At 55.4% G+C, this 14,452-nt stretch carries 10 protein-coding genes, 2 tRNA genes and 2 other RNA genes; 8 read left to right on the plus strand and 6 right to left on the minus strand.

The features are described 5' to 3' along the window. Positions 1–17: 17 nt before the first annotated feature. Positions 18–920, minus strand: a complete 903-nt coding sequence (gene rssA, locus ABIE11_RS04050; RefSeq protein WP_100779932.1) for a patatin-like phospholipase RssA — start codon at positions 918–920, stop codon at positions 18–20. 115 nt (positions 921–1,035) lie between these two features. On the opposite strand from rssA, the gene ABIE11_RS04055 reads away from it, so the two are divergent. The 6 genes from ABIE11_RS04055 to ABIE11_RS04080 all read left to right on the plus strand — a co-directional run bounded on the left by ABIE11_RS04055 (position 1,036) and on the right by ABIE11_RS04080 (position 3,080). After that, a complete protein-coding gene (locus tag ABIE11_RS04055; protein ID WP_107703432.1) occupies positions 1,036–1,494 on the plus strand; it encodes a YchJ family protein in 459 nt (152 codons plus the stop codon). A gap of 47 nt (positions 1,495–1,541) precedes the next feature. After that, positions 1,542–2,384, plus strand: coding sequence for a formyltetrahydrofolate deformylase (gene purU, locus ABIE11_RS04060; RefSeq protein ID WP_100779930.1), 843 nt, complete (start codon positions 1,542–1,544; stop codon positions 2,382–2,384). A gap of 156 nt (positions 2,385–2,540) precedes the next feature. Beyond that, positions 2,541–2,625: transfer RNA gene (locus ABIE11_RS04065), tRNA-Tyr, on the plus strand. A 26-nt stretch (positions 2,626–2,651) separates the two neighbouring features. After that, positions 2,652–2,736: transfer RNA gene (locus ABIE11_RS04070), tRNA-Tyr, on the plus strand. 41 nt (positions 2,737–2,777) lie between these two features. Continuing rightward, positions 2,778–2,908: non-coding RNA, RtT sRNA (locus ABIE11_RS04075), on the plus strand. Positions 2,909–2,949: 41 nt separating this feature from the next. After that, a non-coding RNA gene (locus tag ABIE11_RS04080) (RtT sRNA) lies at positions 2,950–3,080 on the plus strand. 181 nt (positions 3,081–3,261) lie between these two features. On the opposite strand, the gene narI is transcribed toward ABIE11_RS04080, so the two are convergent. From narI to ABIE11_RS04105, 5 genes are all read right to left on the minus strand, one after another. Further along, complete coding sequence (narI, locus tag ABIE11_RS04085; RefSeq protein ID WP_100779929.1) at positions 3,262–3,939, minus strand: respiratory nitrate reductase subunit gamma; 678 nt, start codon at positions 3,937–3,939, stop codon at positions 3,262–3,264. Next, positions 3,939–4,649, minus strand: coding sequence for a nitrate reductase molybdenum cofactor assembly chaperone (gene narJ / locus ABIE11_RS04090; protein ID WP_100779928.1), 711 nt, complete (start codon positions 4,647–4,649; stop codon positions 3,939–3,941). Before narJ ends, narI begins: the two co-directional genes overlap by 1 nt. Continuing rightward, a complete protein-coding gene (gene narH, locus ABIE11_RS04095; protein ID WP_102103888.1) occupies positions 4,646–6,181 on the minus strand; it encodes a nitrate reductase subunit beta in 1,536 nt (511 codons plus the stop codon). The genes narJ and narH overlap by 4 nt, the downstream gene beginning before the upstream one ends. Continuing rightward, positions 6,178–9,921: a nitrate reductase subunit alpha gene (locus ABIE11_RS04100; RefSeq protein ID WP_429184024.1), complete on the minus strand. Its 3,744-nt coding sequence runs from the start codon at positions 9,919–9,921 to the stop codon at positions 6,178–6,180. The genes narH and ABIE11_RS04100 overlap by 4 nt, the downstream gene beginning before the upstream one ends. A gap of 381 nt (positions 9,922–10,302) precedes the next feature. Beyond that, the gene (locus tag ABIE11_RS04105; protein WP_371972629.1) at positions 10,303–11,700 is read right to left on the minus strand and encodes a NarK family nitrate/nitrite MFS transporter; all 1,398 of its coding nucleotides are present in this window, start codon (positions 11,698–11,700) and stop codon (positions 10,303–10,305) included. A 310-nt stretch (positions 11,701–12,010) separates the two neighbouring features. Between ABIE11_RS04105 and narX the strand changes: the two genes are divergently transcribed. Next, entirely contained in the window at positions 12,011–13,807 is a 1,797-nt protein-coding gene (narX, locus tag ABIE11_RS04110) for a nitrate/nitrite two-component system sensor histidine kinase NarX (RefSeq protein ID WP_248858588.1), read from the plus strand. Then, positions 13,800–14,450: a two-component system response regulator NarL gene (gene narL, locus ABIE11_RS04115; RefSeq protein WP_100779923.1), complete on the plus strand. Its 651-nt coding sequence runs from the start codon at positions 13,800–13,802 to the stop codon at positions 14,448–14,450. Before narX ends, narL begins: the two co-directional genes overlap by 8 nt. The last annotated feature ends 2 nt before the right edge of the window (positions 14,451–14,452 follow it).

Raw genomic sequence — 14,452 nt, forward strand, 5'->3', positions numbered from 1 at the left:
AAGTCTTCAAAAAAGGGCTAAGCTGTCGCTCGCACCAAAGGTAACAGTTCGTCCATTTTTTTCTCAACAGCCAGTGCTCCGGCGGCGATCGCCGCATCTGCGCGATGGAAGTCGAGTGTTGATATTTGCGGACAGAATGGCTGAATCAGAATATCCGGAGGATCACCCGCCATTCGATTTCGCTTCAGGCGATTCTCCAGTACCTGAATAGAAGTGGTCATGATCTCCATTGCCGTCGGCGCGGAGACCATCCGGCGCGTCGTTGCACGCCCTAAACGCTCACGCAGGCGCTTATGCCAGGCAAGCTTTTCGTTTTCCGTTTCGTCGTTCTGGAGATTCACCGGCATTAAATCTTGTTGCATCAGGTGCGCGTCATGCTGCAAATCGACGGCGATAACAATATCAGCGCCCATCGCGCGGGTCAGCGAGATCGGTATGGGATTGACTACACCGCCATCCACCAGCCAGTAGCCATTATGAGGAACCGGTGCCATCAGGCCAGGAATACTGCAAGACGCGCGGACGGCAAGGTGGATATCACCCTCGGTGAACCAGATTTCCCTGCCCGTGCTGAGATTGGTTGCCACGGCACCAAATGGCATCTGGCAATGGTTGAAGTCATCCAATGGCATGATTTGGCGGAACTGGTTAAACACACGCTCACCGCGCAGCAGGCCGCCGCGTTGCCATGAAAGATCCATCAGGCGCAGTACGTCCCAGTAGCTAAAGGAACGCACCCACGTTTCAAGTTCCGGCATTTTACCGCACGCGTAGGCGGCACCCACCAGCGAACCAATTGAACACCCTGCTACAAGATCAACATCGACACCCAGTCGTTTTAGCGCGTTAATCACGCCAATGTGCGACCAGCCCCGGGCTGCACCTGACCCCAGCGCCAGACCAATTTTTACCTTTCTCATTAGCCCTGTTTGACTTCCCCTGGATTCCTAACGTAGCGTCATCGCTACTGCTCAGTTAACATAGTGCCACCTGGGCGTATAAACGCCGTGACTTTTTTATTCCAGGAAGAGAATTGTGTCTCAACTCTGCCCCTGTGGTAGCGCCCTCGAGTATAGCCTATGTTGCCAGCGATATCTTTCTGGCAACCAGGTTGCACCCGATCCATCACACCTAATGCGCTCCCGGTATGCTGCTTTTGTGATCAAAGACGCAGACTACCTGATTAAAACCTGGCACCCCTCGTGCCACGCCGCTGACTTCCGCCAGGAAATTGAAGCCGGATTCGCCAATACGCAATGGCTCGGCCTGACGCAGTATGAAACCGCCCCCGGCAGCACGCCCAACGAAGGTTTTGTCAGCTTTGTTGCCCGATTTATCGAGCACAATAAGCCTGGCGCCATCATCGAACGCTCCCGGTTCATACTGGAGGGCGGACAGTGGTACTATATTGATGGTACTCGTCCGCAGTTTGGTCGTAACGACCCCTGCCCCTGCGGTTCAGGTAAAAAATTTAAAAAGTGTTGCGGGCAATAACGCCTGACCACAAATAACAAGCAAACACTCAACAGGATTTCCTCGCGATGCAATCATTACAACGCAAAATACTGCGTACCATTTGCCCGGACCAGAAGGGTTTGATCGCCCGTATCACCAACATTTGTTACAAGCATGAACTGAATATCGTGCAGAACAACGAATTTGTGGATCACCGCACCGGCCGCTTCTTTATGCGCACCGAACTGGAAGGGATCTTCAACGACACCACCCTGCTCGCCGATCTCGATGGCGCGTTACCGGAAAACTCCATCCGTGAACTGACCCCAGCCGGGCGTCGCCGCGTGGTGATTCTGGTTACCAAAGAGGCCCACTGCCTGGGCGATCTGTTGATGAAAGCCAATTACGGTGGTCTGGACGTCGAAATTGCTGCGGTAATTGGCAACCACGATACCCTGCGCACTCTGGTTGAGCGTTTTGATATTCCGTTCGAGCTGGTGAGCCATGAAGGCCACACCCGCGAAGAGCACGACGATCTGATGGCTCAGGCCATCGAAGCGCACAACCCGGACTACGTGGTGCTGGCGAAGTACATGCGCGTGTTGACGCCATCATTCGTTTCCCGCTTCCCGAATAAGATCATCAACATTCACCACTCGTTCCTGCCGGCGTTTATTGGTGCGCGCCCTTATCACCAGGCCTACGAGCGTGGTGTGAAGATCATCGGTGCAACCGCCCACTATGTAAACGACAACCTGGATGAAGGCCCGATCATCATGCAGGACGTGATTCACGTCGATCACACCTACACGGCGGAAGACATGATGCGTGCCGGACGCGACGTCGAGAAGAACGTGTTAAGCCGCGCGCTGTATCAGGTGCTCGCCCAACGCGTCTTCGTTTACGGCAACAGAACGATTATTCTTTAATCCTTTGTGAAATGAATTGATTAGCTTTGCGCCTTTACGGGTAAAAAGCAGACAAACGAATCGTTTTCATCAAAGGAATGCTTTACAGGGGCGCGTCATTTGATATGATGCGCCCCGCTTCCAGCAGGAAGCAGGCCAGTAAAAGCATTACCCCGTGGTGGGGTTCCCGAGCGGCCAAAGGGAGCAGACTGTAAATCTGCCGTCATCGACTTCGAAGGTTCGAATCCTTCCCCCACCACCATCTCAACGCTCAAGCATTATACCCCTGGCGGGGTTCCCGAGCGGCCAAAGGGAGCAGACTGTAAATCTGCCGTCATCGACTTCGAAGGTTCGAATCCTTCCCCCGCCACCATTCCGAAGATTAAATCCAAACTTTTTTGTTCGCGCAATATTTCATATTCCCATTGGGGAAGGATGAGAAGCTTCGACTAAGGTTCGATTCGAGCGTAGCGAGAAAGCGTTGCCGAAGGCAACGACCCGAAGGGCGAAGCGCAACGCGCTGAGTCATCCTTCCCCCGCCACCATTTCTCAGACCAAATCCCAACTTTTCTGTTCGCACAATTTTCCATATTCCCATTGGGGAAGGATGAGAAGCTTCGACTAAGGTTCGATTCGAGCGTAGCGAGAAAGCGTTGCCGCAGGCAACGACCCGAAGGGCGAAGCGCAACGCGCTGAGTCATCCTTCCCCCGCCACCATTTCTCAGACAAAATCCCAACTTTTCTGTTCGCGCAATATTTCCTATTTCCGTCCACCTTTTCTTCCCCATTAAATATTTAACCGACTTTCACACACCTGCTTTTCTCTCGTCGTAATCCGTTTCCAGAGGCGAAAAAAAACCCCGCCGAAGCAGGGTTTTGTTCATTCAGCATGCGCCGCTTAGCGACGTGCACGAACGATCTGATATCTACGCGTCAGATACTCGACCGGCACGCTCCAGATATGCACCAGGCGCGAGAACGGGAACAGCACGAACAGCGTCATACCCAGCACCAGATGCATGCGGAAGATAAATGCCACGCCATCCAGATGCGCGGACGCCCCGCCGTGGAAGGTCACTACAGACTGTGCCCAGCCAACCAGTTTCATCATTTCGCTGCCGTCCATATGTTGGGCAGAGAAAGGAATCGTCGCCAGACCCAGGGCGCACTGAATCACCAGCACCGCCATCACCAGAATATCAGCAGCTGTCGTGGTCGCACGGATGCGAGGGCTGAACAGACGGCGTTTGAGGAGCAGCAAACCGCCCACCAGACACATCAGGCCCGCAGCACCGCCGCCAAACATCGCCATTTTCTGTTTCACTTCCAGCGGCAGCCAGGCTTCATACATCCAGTGCGGTGTCAGCATCCCGAAGGCATGGCCTGCAATCACACCCAGAATCCCGATGTGGAACAGGTTAGACGCCAGGTTCATCCCTTTGCGATCCAGCATCTGGCTGGAGCCTGCACGCCAGGTGTACTGGCCGTAGTCGTAGCGCAGCCAGCTGCCCACCAGGAACACGGTACCCGCAATGTAAGGATAGATATCGAAGAAGAACATATTCAGGAAGTGCATTAGTGCTGTCCTCCGTTAGAGATATTCAAATATTGCGGGGCGACAGCTCCGGCAAAACGACGCTGGTGAGCCGAGATTTCTGACTCGCCACAGTTCTGGTCAGCAAGGAATTTCACCTGCTCTTCTTCCCAGACCGCATCCAGCGCCTGTGGGGTATCATCGCGCGCTTCATCGGCGATTTTCTCCGCCACTTTATCGCTGTCGATGGCGGTATTCGCCAGTTTCACCAGCAGATCGAACAGCACCGCATAGCGGCTTTCACGCTGCTTCAGGCGCGCACTTAACAACGCCAGAATTGGCGCGATGTCCTGCAAACCGCCCAGCGCCTCTTCACGCGGCAGTTGAGCCAGATATTCCAGATACAGCGGGAGATGATCCGGCAGTTCGCGGCTGTCTAACTGCAAGCCCTGAGCTTCGTACTGCGCCATCAGGTCAACCATCGCCTGGCCACGATCGCGGGATTCACCGTGAACGTGTTCGAACAGCAGCAGCGAAGTCGCACGACCACGGTCGAATAGCTGGCTGTAGTCAGACTGCGCGTCCAGCTGATCCTGAGTGAGTAAATCGCGCAGGAAAATACCCAGCGCCTGTGCATCTTCTTTATCCAGATTTTCTGATGACGCGAGTGCATCAAAGAGTTCCTGCTGATGCTGCCACAGGGCAGCATCAGGATACTCGAGCAGACGCGAAACAATGACGAGTTCAATCATTGGTGCGGCTCCGTTTTGCTGGTCACATCCATCGCATCAATGCGACGGCTGTTAAACAGGTTGAATTTGCTGTCTGAACCGTGGCAACCGTCGCCAAAGGTGAAGCCACAACCGCTCTTCTCCGGGAAGGCTTCACGCGCCAGTTCACGGTGGCTGCTCGGCACCACGAAACGATCTTCGTAGTTCGCAATCGCCAGATAGCGGTACATCTCCTGCGCCTGGGCTTCGCTTAAACCCACTTCTTCCAGCGCGCGGGTATCGATTACACCCTCGACCGTTTCCGCACGTTTGAAATGACGCATCGCCAGCATACGTTTCAGAGCCAGCAGCACCGGCTGGGTATCGCCTGCGGTGAGCAGGTTCGCCAAATACTGAACCGGGATACGCAGGCTTTCCACGTCCGGTAAAATACCGTTGCTGCCCAGCTCACCCGCATCGGCGGCGGACTGAATCGGTGACAGCGGCGGCACGTACCAGACCATCGGCAGCGTGCGATATTCCGGGTGCAGCGGCAGGGCCAGCTTCCAGTCCATCGCCATTTTGTACACCGGCGACTGCTGTGCGGCGTCAATCACGCTCTGCGGGATACCGTCTTTCAGCGCCTGCTCGATCACTTTTGGATCGTTAGGATCGAGGAACACGTCCAGCTGACGCTGATAGAGATCTTTTTCATTCTCGGTGCTTGCGGCGGTCTCAATCGCATCCGCGTCATACAGCAGCACGCCCAGATAACGAATACGGCCTACGCAGCTTTCAGAACAGACGGTCGGCATACCCGCTTCGATACGCGGATAACAGAAGATGCACTTCTCGGACTTCCCGCTCTTCCAGTTGAAGTAGATCTTTTTGTACGGGCAACCGGTAATGCACATCCGCCAGCCGCGGCACTTGTCCTGGTCGATCAGGACGATGCCGTCCTCTTCACGTTTGTAGATCGCACCGCTCGGACAGGTTGCCACACACGCCGGGTTGAGGCAGTGTTCGCACAGACGCGGCAGATACATCATGAAGGTGTTTTCGAACTGACCGTACATCGCCTTCTGCATGTTTTCGAAGTTCTGATCTTTCGACAGTTTCTCGAATTCGCCGCCCAGATCGTCTTCCCAGTTCGGACCTTTACTGATTTTGTCCATACGCTGGCCGGTGATCAGTGAACGCGGACGGGCAATCGGCTGATGTTTCCCTTCTGGCGCGTTGTGCAGATTCTGGTAGTCAAAATCAAACGGCTCGTAGTAATCGTCGATGCCCGGCAGGTGCGGGTTAGCGAAGATTTTACCCAGCAGCAGCGCTTTGTTACCCATGCGCGGCACAAGTTTGCCGTTGATCTTACGGATCCAGCCGCCCTTCCATTTTTCCTGGTTTTCCCAGTCGGTCGGGAAACCGGTGCCCGGCTTGGTTTCTACGTTGTTAAACCACGCGTATTCCGCGCCTTCGCGGCTGGTCCAGACGTTTTTACAGGTGACTGAACAGGTATGACAGCCGATGCATTTATCCAGATTCAGCACCATGCCGACTTGTGAACGAATTTTCATTTTACGCTCTCCTGTACCTGGTCATTACCTTCGCCATCTAACCAGTCAATATTCTTCATCTTACGCACCACCACGAACTCATCGCGGTTAGAGCCGACCGTACCGTAGTAGTTAAAGCTGTACGCCAGTTGCGCATAGCCGCCGATCATGTGAGTCGGTTTTGGCGTGATACGCGTCACCGAGTTATGGATACCGCCGCGCTGCTGGGTTATTTCAGAACCCGGCAGGTTCACGATACGTTCCTGCGCGTGGTACATCATGGTCATCCCGGCTGGCACACGCTGGCTAACCACCGCACGTGCCGTCAGCGCACCGTTGCTGTTGAACACTTCAATCCAGTCGTTATCCACGATGCCCAGATCTTTGGCATCCACTTCGCTCATCCAGACGATTGGCCCGCCGCGACCTAAGGTCAGCATCAGCAGGTTGTCGCTGTAAGTGGAGTGGATACCCCACTTCTGGTGTGGCGTCAGGAAGTTCAGCGCTTTTTCCGGGTTACCGTTGGATTTCTCGCCCATCACCTCTTTCACCGAACGGGTGTCGATTGGCGGACGGTAAACCAGCAGGCTTTCACCGAAATCACGCATCCACTGGTGGTCCTGATACAGGGACTGACGGCCGGTAAGGGTACGCCACGGAATCAGCTCGTGAACGTTGGTATACCCGGCGTTATAGGACACATGCTCATCTTCCAGACCAGACCAGGTCGGGCTGGAGATAATTTTGCGCGGCTGAGCCTGAATATCGCGGAAGCGGATTTTCTCGTCTTCTTTATTGAGCGCCAGATGCGTGTGGTCACGACCGGTAAACTCGCTGAGTGCAGCCCAGGCTTTTACCGCCACCTGACCGTTGGTTTCCGGTGCAAGGGTCAGGATCATCTCTGCCGCATCAATCGCCGTGTTCAGCATTGGCTGGCCTTTCGCCGGGCCGTCTGCTTTGGTGTAATTGAGCTTACGCAGCAGATCCATTTCGCTCTGGGTGTTCCAGGCGATACCTTTCCCGCCGTTACCGATTTTCTCCATCAGCGGGCCGATAGAGGTAAAGCGCTCGTAGGTGGCAGGATAATCACGCTCCACCGGAATGATGTGCGGCGCGGTTTTACCTGGGATCAGGTCGCATTCGCCTTTTTTCCAGTCCTTCACATCCAGCGGCTGCGCCAGTTCGGCGGCGGAGTCGTGCTGAATGGGCAGAGTCACTACGTCGGTTTCCACACCCAGGTGGCCTACGCACACCTCTGAGAACTTTTTGGCGATGCCTTTGTAGATTTCCCAGTCGCTTTTGGAATCCCACGCCGGGTCAACGGCCGCAGACAGCGGGTGAATAAACGGATGCATATCCGACGTATTCATGTCGTCTTTTTCGTACCAGGTCGCCGTCGGCAGCACGATATCGGAGTAGAGACAGGTACTGGAGAGACGGAAGTCCAGCGTCACCACCAGATCCAGCTTGCCGTCGAGACCGTTGTCTTTCCACTCGACTTCTTCAGGTTTCACGCCGCCCTGTTTGCCCAGATCTTTACCCTGAATACCATGGTCAGTGCCCAGCAGGTACTTCAGCATGTATTCGTGACCTTTACCGGACGAACCGAGCAGGTTCGAACGCCAGATGAACAGGTTACGCGGGTGGTTTTTGCCGTTTTCAGGCTGTTCCGCCGCAAAGCGAAGCGAGCCGTCTTTCAGGGATTTCACGGTGTAATCGACCGGTGACATGCCGGCTTTTTTCGCTTCTTCTGCGATGCGCAGCGGGTTAATGCCCAGCTGTGGCGCAGAGGGCAGCCAGCCCATGCGTTCTGCACGCACGTTGAAGTCGATAAGATGTCCGGTATAGCGGGATTTATCCGCCATTGGCGACAGCAACTCCTGCGCGGTCACGGTTTCGTAACGCCACTGGCTGGAGTGGTTGTAGAAATAGGAGGTGCTGTTCATGTGACGCGCCGGACGCTGCCAGTCGAGGCCAAACGCCAGCGGCTGCCAGCCGGTCTGCGGACGCAGTTTTTCCTGGCCCACGTAGTGTGCCCAGCCACCGCCGCTCTGACCGATACAGCCGCAGAACACCAGCATATTGATCAGGCCACGATAGTTCATATCGAGGTGATACCAGTGGTTCAGGCCCGCGCCGACGATAATCATCGAACGACCGTGGGTTTTGTCAGCGTTGTCGGCGAATTCACGCGCGATACGGGTGATTTGTGCACGTGGCACGCCCGTCACCTGCTCTGCCCACGCCGGGGTATACGCTTTGATGTCGTCGTAGCTGGTTGCACAGTTTTCGTCGTTCAGACCGCGTTCCAGACCGTAGTTGGCCATCGTCAGATCGTAAACGGTGGTCACCAGCGCGGTCGATCCGTCAGCCAGTTGCAGACGTTTCACCGGCAGTTTGTGCAGCAGGATGTTTTCCAGCTCCACTTTCTTGAAGTGTTCAGAACCTTCGCCGCCAAAGTACGGGAATCCGACTTCCGCGATATCGTCCTGGCTGCCCAGCATGCTAAGGCGCAGTTCAGTCTCATCACCGGTGGTCGCGTTACGTTGCTCGAGGTTCCATTTGCCTTTTTCACCCCAACGGAAACCGATGGAGCCATTCGGCGCGACCATATCCCCTTCATTGTTGAAGGCGACGGTTTTCCATTCCGGGTTATTTTCCTGGCCCAGCGCATCCACCAGATCCGCCGCACGCAGCATACGACCCGCTGCGTAGTAGCCGTCGCGCTCTTCAAGCATCACCAGCATTGGCATGTCAGTGTAGCGACGCACGTAGTCGGTGAAATACTGGCTTGGTTTGTCGAGGTGGAATTCACGCAGCATGACGTGCCCCATCGCCAGCGCCATCGCGGCATCGGTACCCTGCTTCGGTGCCAGCCAAAGATCGCAAAGTTTAGCGATTTCGGCGTAGTCAGGCGTTACGGCAACGGTTTTGGTGCCTTTGTAACGTACTTCAGTGAAGAAGTGGGCGTCCGGAGTACGGGTCTGCGGCACGTTAGAGCCCCAGGCGATGATATAGCTGGAGTTGTACCAGTCAGCGGATTCAGGAACGTCAGTCTGTTCGCCCCAGGTCTGCGGAGAGGCTGGCGGTAAGTCACAGTACCAGTCGTAGAAGCTCAGGCAGGTCCCGCCGATGAGAGACAGGTAGCGCGCGCCCGAGGCGTAAGAGACCATCGACATCGCCGGAATTGGCGAGAAGCCTGCCACGCGGTCCGGGCCGTAGGTTTTGACGGTGTAGACGTTGGAGGCCGCAATCAGCTCGTTCACTTCCTGCCAGGAGGAACGAACAAAACCGCCGCGTCCACGCGCCTGTTTAAAGCTTTTCGCTTTATCAGCATCTTCAATAATGGAGGCCCAGGCATCAACCGGATCGCTGTGCTGCACTTTCGCTTCACGCCACATCTTCATCAGGCGTTTACGCATCAGCGGGTATTTCAGGCGGTTAGCGCTGTACAGATACCAGGAGTAGCTCGCACCACGCGGGCAGCCGCGCGGTTCATGGTTTGGCATATCCGGGCGGGTACGCGGATAGTCGGTCTGCTGCATTTCCCAGGTGACCAGACCGTTCTTAACGAAGATCTTCCAGCTGCAGGAACCGGTGCAGTTTACACCGTGTGTAGAACGAACGACTTTATCGTGCTGCCAACGTTGACGGTATCCATCTTCCCAGTCCCGGTTGGTTTCCAGAACCTGACCGTGCCCATCGGCAAAGGTCTCGCCCTTCTGCTTGAAGTAGCGAAACCGGTCCAAAAATTTGCTCATCGGGTATCTCCTGTGTGGAGCCTGTGGCTCTCTAAATCGACATTGCTGATTTGCAGCGAAGGTAACGCTATGAAAGATGGCGGGAATTGATAACGATCAAGGCGAGCGGGCTCTGTAACGCAGGGTATTAGGGCGAATACCACCAAAGCGGTAGAAAAATTAATTTTTTAACTATCTGTTATTTATAGATATTTTATATTTATCCTTCTTATGGCCCCGCTTTTTTTAACATCTTAGGTATTAAGGGGTAGATACCGCTGCAAGGCGATGGCGATCACAGTGTTTCACACGGCTCCCGTTTCTACACTCAATAAGTATGTTGTAACTAAATGCAGGATAAAAAAAACGCGGCACTGTGGCCGCGTAAACGGATAATCAAACTTACTTATTTTTTTTAGTATTCCGGCCGTATACCAGCCACGTGATCACCACGCAGGCGACATAGAAAATAAGGAAGACTTTCATCGCACCCGCCGGGGAGCCGGTCAGCTCCAGAGAGATGCCGAATGATTTCGGGATAAAGAAGCCCCCGATCGCGCCAATCGCTGAGATAAAGCCCAGTGCCGCTGCGGTGTCGGTTGCGGCTTCACGCATCGCGCGCTCTTCAGTACCGCCCTGCGCTTTCACACGATCCATGGTCAGCTTACGGAAGATTACGGAGATCATCTGGAAGGTCGAAGCACTCCCCAGACCGGCCGTCAGGAACAGCCCCATGAACACCGCAAAGAACGCGATAAAATTACCGCCCTGGCCGTTGGTAGGCAGCGTCAGGAACAGCAGCGCACAGAAAACCGCCATCAGGACAAAGTTCACCAGCGTAACGCGAGTCCCGCCCAGACGGTCGGAAATCATCCCGCCGGTAGAGCGTGCCAGAGCGCCGATAAACGGACCGAAGAAGGCAAAATGCAGGATCTGCACGTCAGGGAATTGGGTTTTCGACAGCATCGCAAAACCTGCGGAGAAGCCGATAAAGGAGCCAAAGGTCGCCAGATACAGCAGTGCCATGATCCACAGGTGGGCGCGTTTCAGAACCGGCAGCTGCTCACTCAGCGATGCTTTAGACGCGGACAGATCGTTCATAAAGAACCAGGCCGCCAGCGTGAAGACCACCAGGAAAGGCACCCAAATCCAGGCCGCGTTTTCAAGGAACAGTTTAGAACCGTCTGCCTGTTCCACGCCGGTGCCGCCGAAGACAGCAAAGATAGACATGGAGATCGCCAGCGGCGCGATCAACTGCATCACGCTCACGCCCATATTCCCGAGGCCGCCGTTAATACCCAGCGCGCCGCCCTGCTTTTGTTTCGGGAAGAAGAAGCTGATGTTAGCCATGCTGGAGGCAAAGTTAGCACCGGCAAAACCGCACAGCAGCGCGATGATGACAAACACGCTGAACGGAGTAGACGTATCCTGCACCGCAAAACCCAGCCACACGCAAGGGATGATCATGATACCGGTGCTGAACGCCGTCCAGCGACGACCACCAAACAGCGGAACCATGAACGCGTAAGGAACACGCAGCAGCGCGCCGGAAAGCGCAGGTAACGCGGTCAGCATAAACAGCTGATCGGTCGTGAAGTTAAAGCCTACTTTCGGCAGGTTCACCGCCACAGCACTGAACAGCATCCAGACACAGAATGCCAACAACAAACACGGAACAGAAATCCACAGATTACGACTTGCTACACGTTGACCACGCTGTTGCCAGAACGCCGGATCTTCCGGATGCCATTCTGTTATAACAGCACCGGATGCCCTTTCCGGGGCGGATGAGTGACTCATAGACACCTCTGATTATCGAATGATGCTGCAAACATTAGGGTTTTAAGCAGGCGGTAAGTTGATATAAATCAAAGGAAAAGTTGACTGTCAGACGCTCAAAAAAACGCCATGACTCTTAGTGAGTAGATGATTTCGGCAAAAAAGGTGTGGTTTTTTAACGGCGCTGACGGTTTGCCGGTCCCCCCTCCCCCTGGCCATTACCCCTGCGGCAATTTAGGAGTAATCCTTTGTTGGTATGGGTATACTCCAGGGTATGCATGAAAATAGCGCCATTCCTGGAGGCAGGCAAAATCAGGAGCCCGGCAAGCCCATGTTAAAACGACTCTTCTCTCCGCTGACGCTGGTTAATCAGCTGGCCCTTATCGTGTTGCTGTCCACCGCTATTGGTGTGACCGGCATGGCGATCTCTGGCTGGCTGGTACAGGGCGTTCAGGGTAGCGCGCATGCCATTAACGAGGCAGGCTCCCTGCGTATGCAGAGTTATCGCCTGCTGGCGGCAGTGCCGCTGACGGCGGAAGACAAGCCCCTGCTGGATGAGATGGAGCGTACCGCATTCAGCCCGGAACTGGAAATCGCCGCCCGTCGCGATGGTCAGACAAAACAGCTTAACGCGCTGCAGGGCTACTGGCACAGTCAGCTCAAACCCGGACTGCAGCAAGCGCACAGCCCTGATACGGTAGCCGGTGATGTGGCGAGTTTTGTGGCGCGCATCGACACGCTGGTCTCCTCTTTCGACTCCTCCACCGAAATGCGCATTGAGCGCGTGGTCACAGTCCACGGCGTGATGGCTGTTTTTATGGCGCTGCTGCTGGTGTTTACCATCGTCTGGCTGCGCGCTCGCCTGCTCTATCCCTGGAAGCAACTGCTGGCCGTGGCCCGCGCCGTCACTCAGCGTGATTTCACCCAGCGCGCGCACATCAGCGGACGCAACGAAATGGCGATGCTCGGTCAGGCGCTGAATGATATGTCCGGCGAGCTGGCCGAAAGCTACGCGGTACTGGAAAAACGCGTACAGGAAAAAACCGCCGGGCTGGAGCAAAAAAACGAAATCCTCTCATTCCTGTGGCAGGCGAATCGCCGTCTTCACTCTCAGGTTCCGCTCTGCGAGCGCCTCTCCCCGGTGCTTAACGGCCTGCAAAATCTGACCCTGCTGCATGACATTGAACTTCGGGTCTATGACGTCGAAGACGAAGAGAACCATCAGGAATTCACCTGTCAGTCGGATATGACCTGCGATGACAAAGGGTGCCACCTGTGCCCGCGCGGGTTACCAACGCCCGCCAGCAGTGGCACAACCCTTAAATGGCGTCTCGCGGACAACCACACTCAGTACGGCATTTTGCTGGCCACGCTGCCGACCGGCCGCCATTTGAGCCACGATCAGCAGCAGTTGGTCGATACGCTGGTCGAGCAGCTCACGGCGACGCTGGCGCTGGATCGCCATCAGGAAAAGCAGCAGCAGCTGATCGTCATGGAGGAGCGCGCGACCATTGCCCGCGAGCTGCATGACTCGATAGCCCAGTCGCTCTCCTGTATCAAAATGCAGGTCAGCTGCCTGCAAATGCAGGACGATGCCCTGCCACCTACCAGCAAAGAGTTGTTAAGTCAGATTCGCAACGAGCTGAACACCTCCTGGGTGCAGCTGCGCGAACTGCTTACCACCTTCCGTTTACAGCTCAACGAGCCGGGTTTACGCCCGGCGTTAGAGTCGAGCTGTCAGGAATTTAGCGCCCGGCTGGGCTTCCCGGTGAAGCTGGACTACCAGCTTCCGCCGCGTTTTGTCCCTTCCCATCAGGCCATTCATCTGCTGCAAATCGCCCGCGAAGCCCTGAGCAATGCGCTCAAGCACGCCGACGCGACAGCAGTGACGGTGACCGTTACGCACCATGATAATCAGGTGAAACTGACGGTTCTGGATAACGGCCGCGGCGTGCCGGAAAACGCTGAACGAACCAACCACTATGGGTTAATTATTATGCGAGACCGCGCGCAAAGCCTGCGCGGGGATTGCCAGGTTCGCCGGGGAGAGTCTGGCGGCACTGAAGTCGTAGTGACCTTTATTCCCGAAAAGCCTCTAATCACTTCCGAAGGAGAAAACCATGACTAATCAGGAACCGGCAACCATCCTGTTGATCGACGATCATCCGATGCTGCGCACCGGCGTAAAACAACTTGTCAGCATGGCGGCAGATATCACCGTCGTGGGCGAAGCCAGCAACGGCGAACAGGGTATTGAACTTGCCGAGTCACTCGATCCTGATTTGATCCTGCTCGATCTCAATATGCCGGGCATGAACGGCCTGGAAACCCTGGATAAACTGCGCGAAAAGTCCCTCTCCGGGCGCATCGTGGTGTTCAGCGTTTCCAACCATGAAGAAGATGTCGTCACCGCGCTAAAACGCGGCGCAGATGGCTATCTGCTCAAAGATATGGAGCCGGAAGATCTGCTGAAAGCCCTGCAACAGGCCGCCGCAGGTGAAATGGTACTGAGTGAAGCCTTAACGCCGGTGCTCGCCGCCAGCCTGCGCGCCAACCGCGCGACGTCCGACCGCGATGTGAGCCAGCTGACTCCGCGCGAGCGCGACATTCTGAAGCTGATTGCTCAGGGCCTGCCGAACAAAATGATCGCCCGTCGTCTGGATATCACGGAAAGTACGGTCAAAGTGCACGTCAAACATATGCTCAAGAAAATGAAGCTCAAGTCGCGCGTTGAAGCAGCCGTCTGGGTTCATCAGGAGCGTATTTTCTAGTT

It is taken from the genome of Lelliottia sp. 489 (genome assembly GCF_050435885.1).
GTDB classification, from domain to species: domain Bacteria; phylum Pseudomonadota; class Gammaproteobacteria; order Enterobacterales; family Enterobacteriaceae; genus Enterobacter; species Enterobacter nimipressuralis.

Excerpts from the sequence above, each read along its gene's own strand:
- ABIE11_RS04100 (WP_429184024.1), bottom strand. The coding sequence starts at position 9,921 with ATGAGCAAATTTTTGGACCGGTTTCGCTACTTCAAGCAGAAGGGCGAG.
- narJ (WP_100779928.1), bottom strand. The coding sequence starts at position 4,649 with ATGATTGAACTCGTCATTGTTTCGCGTCTGCTCGAGTATCCTGATGCT.
- narI (WP_100779929.1), bottom strand. The coding sequence starts at position 3,939 with ATGCACTTCCTGAATATGTTCTTCTTCGATATCTATCCTTACATTGCG.
- narL (WP_100779923.1), top strand. The coding sequence starts at position 13,800 with ATGACTAATCAGGAACCGGCAACCATCCTGTTGATCGACGATCATCCG.
- narX (WP_248858588.1), top strand. The coding sequence starts at position 12,011 with ATGTTAAAACGACTCTTCTCTCCGCTGACGCTGGTTAATCAGCTGGCC.
- rssA (WP_100779932.1), bottom strand. The coding sequence starts at position 920 with ATGAGAAAGGTAAAAATTGGTCTGGCGCTGGGGTCAGGTGCAGCCCGG.
- purU (WP_100779930.1), top strand. The coding sequence starts at position 1,542 with ATGCAATCATTACAACGCAAAATACTGCGTACCATTTGCCCGGACCAG.
- narH (WP_102103888.1), bottom strand. The coding sequence starts at position 6,181 with ATGAAAATTCGTTCACAAGTCGGCATGGTGCTGAATCTGGATAAATGC.
- ABIE11_RS04105 (WP_371972629.1), bottom strand. The coding sequence starts at position 11,700 with ATGAGTCACTCATCCGCCCCGGAAAGGGCATCCGGTGCTGTTATAACA.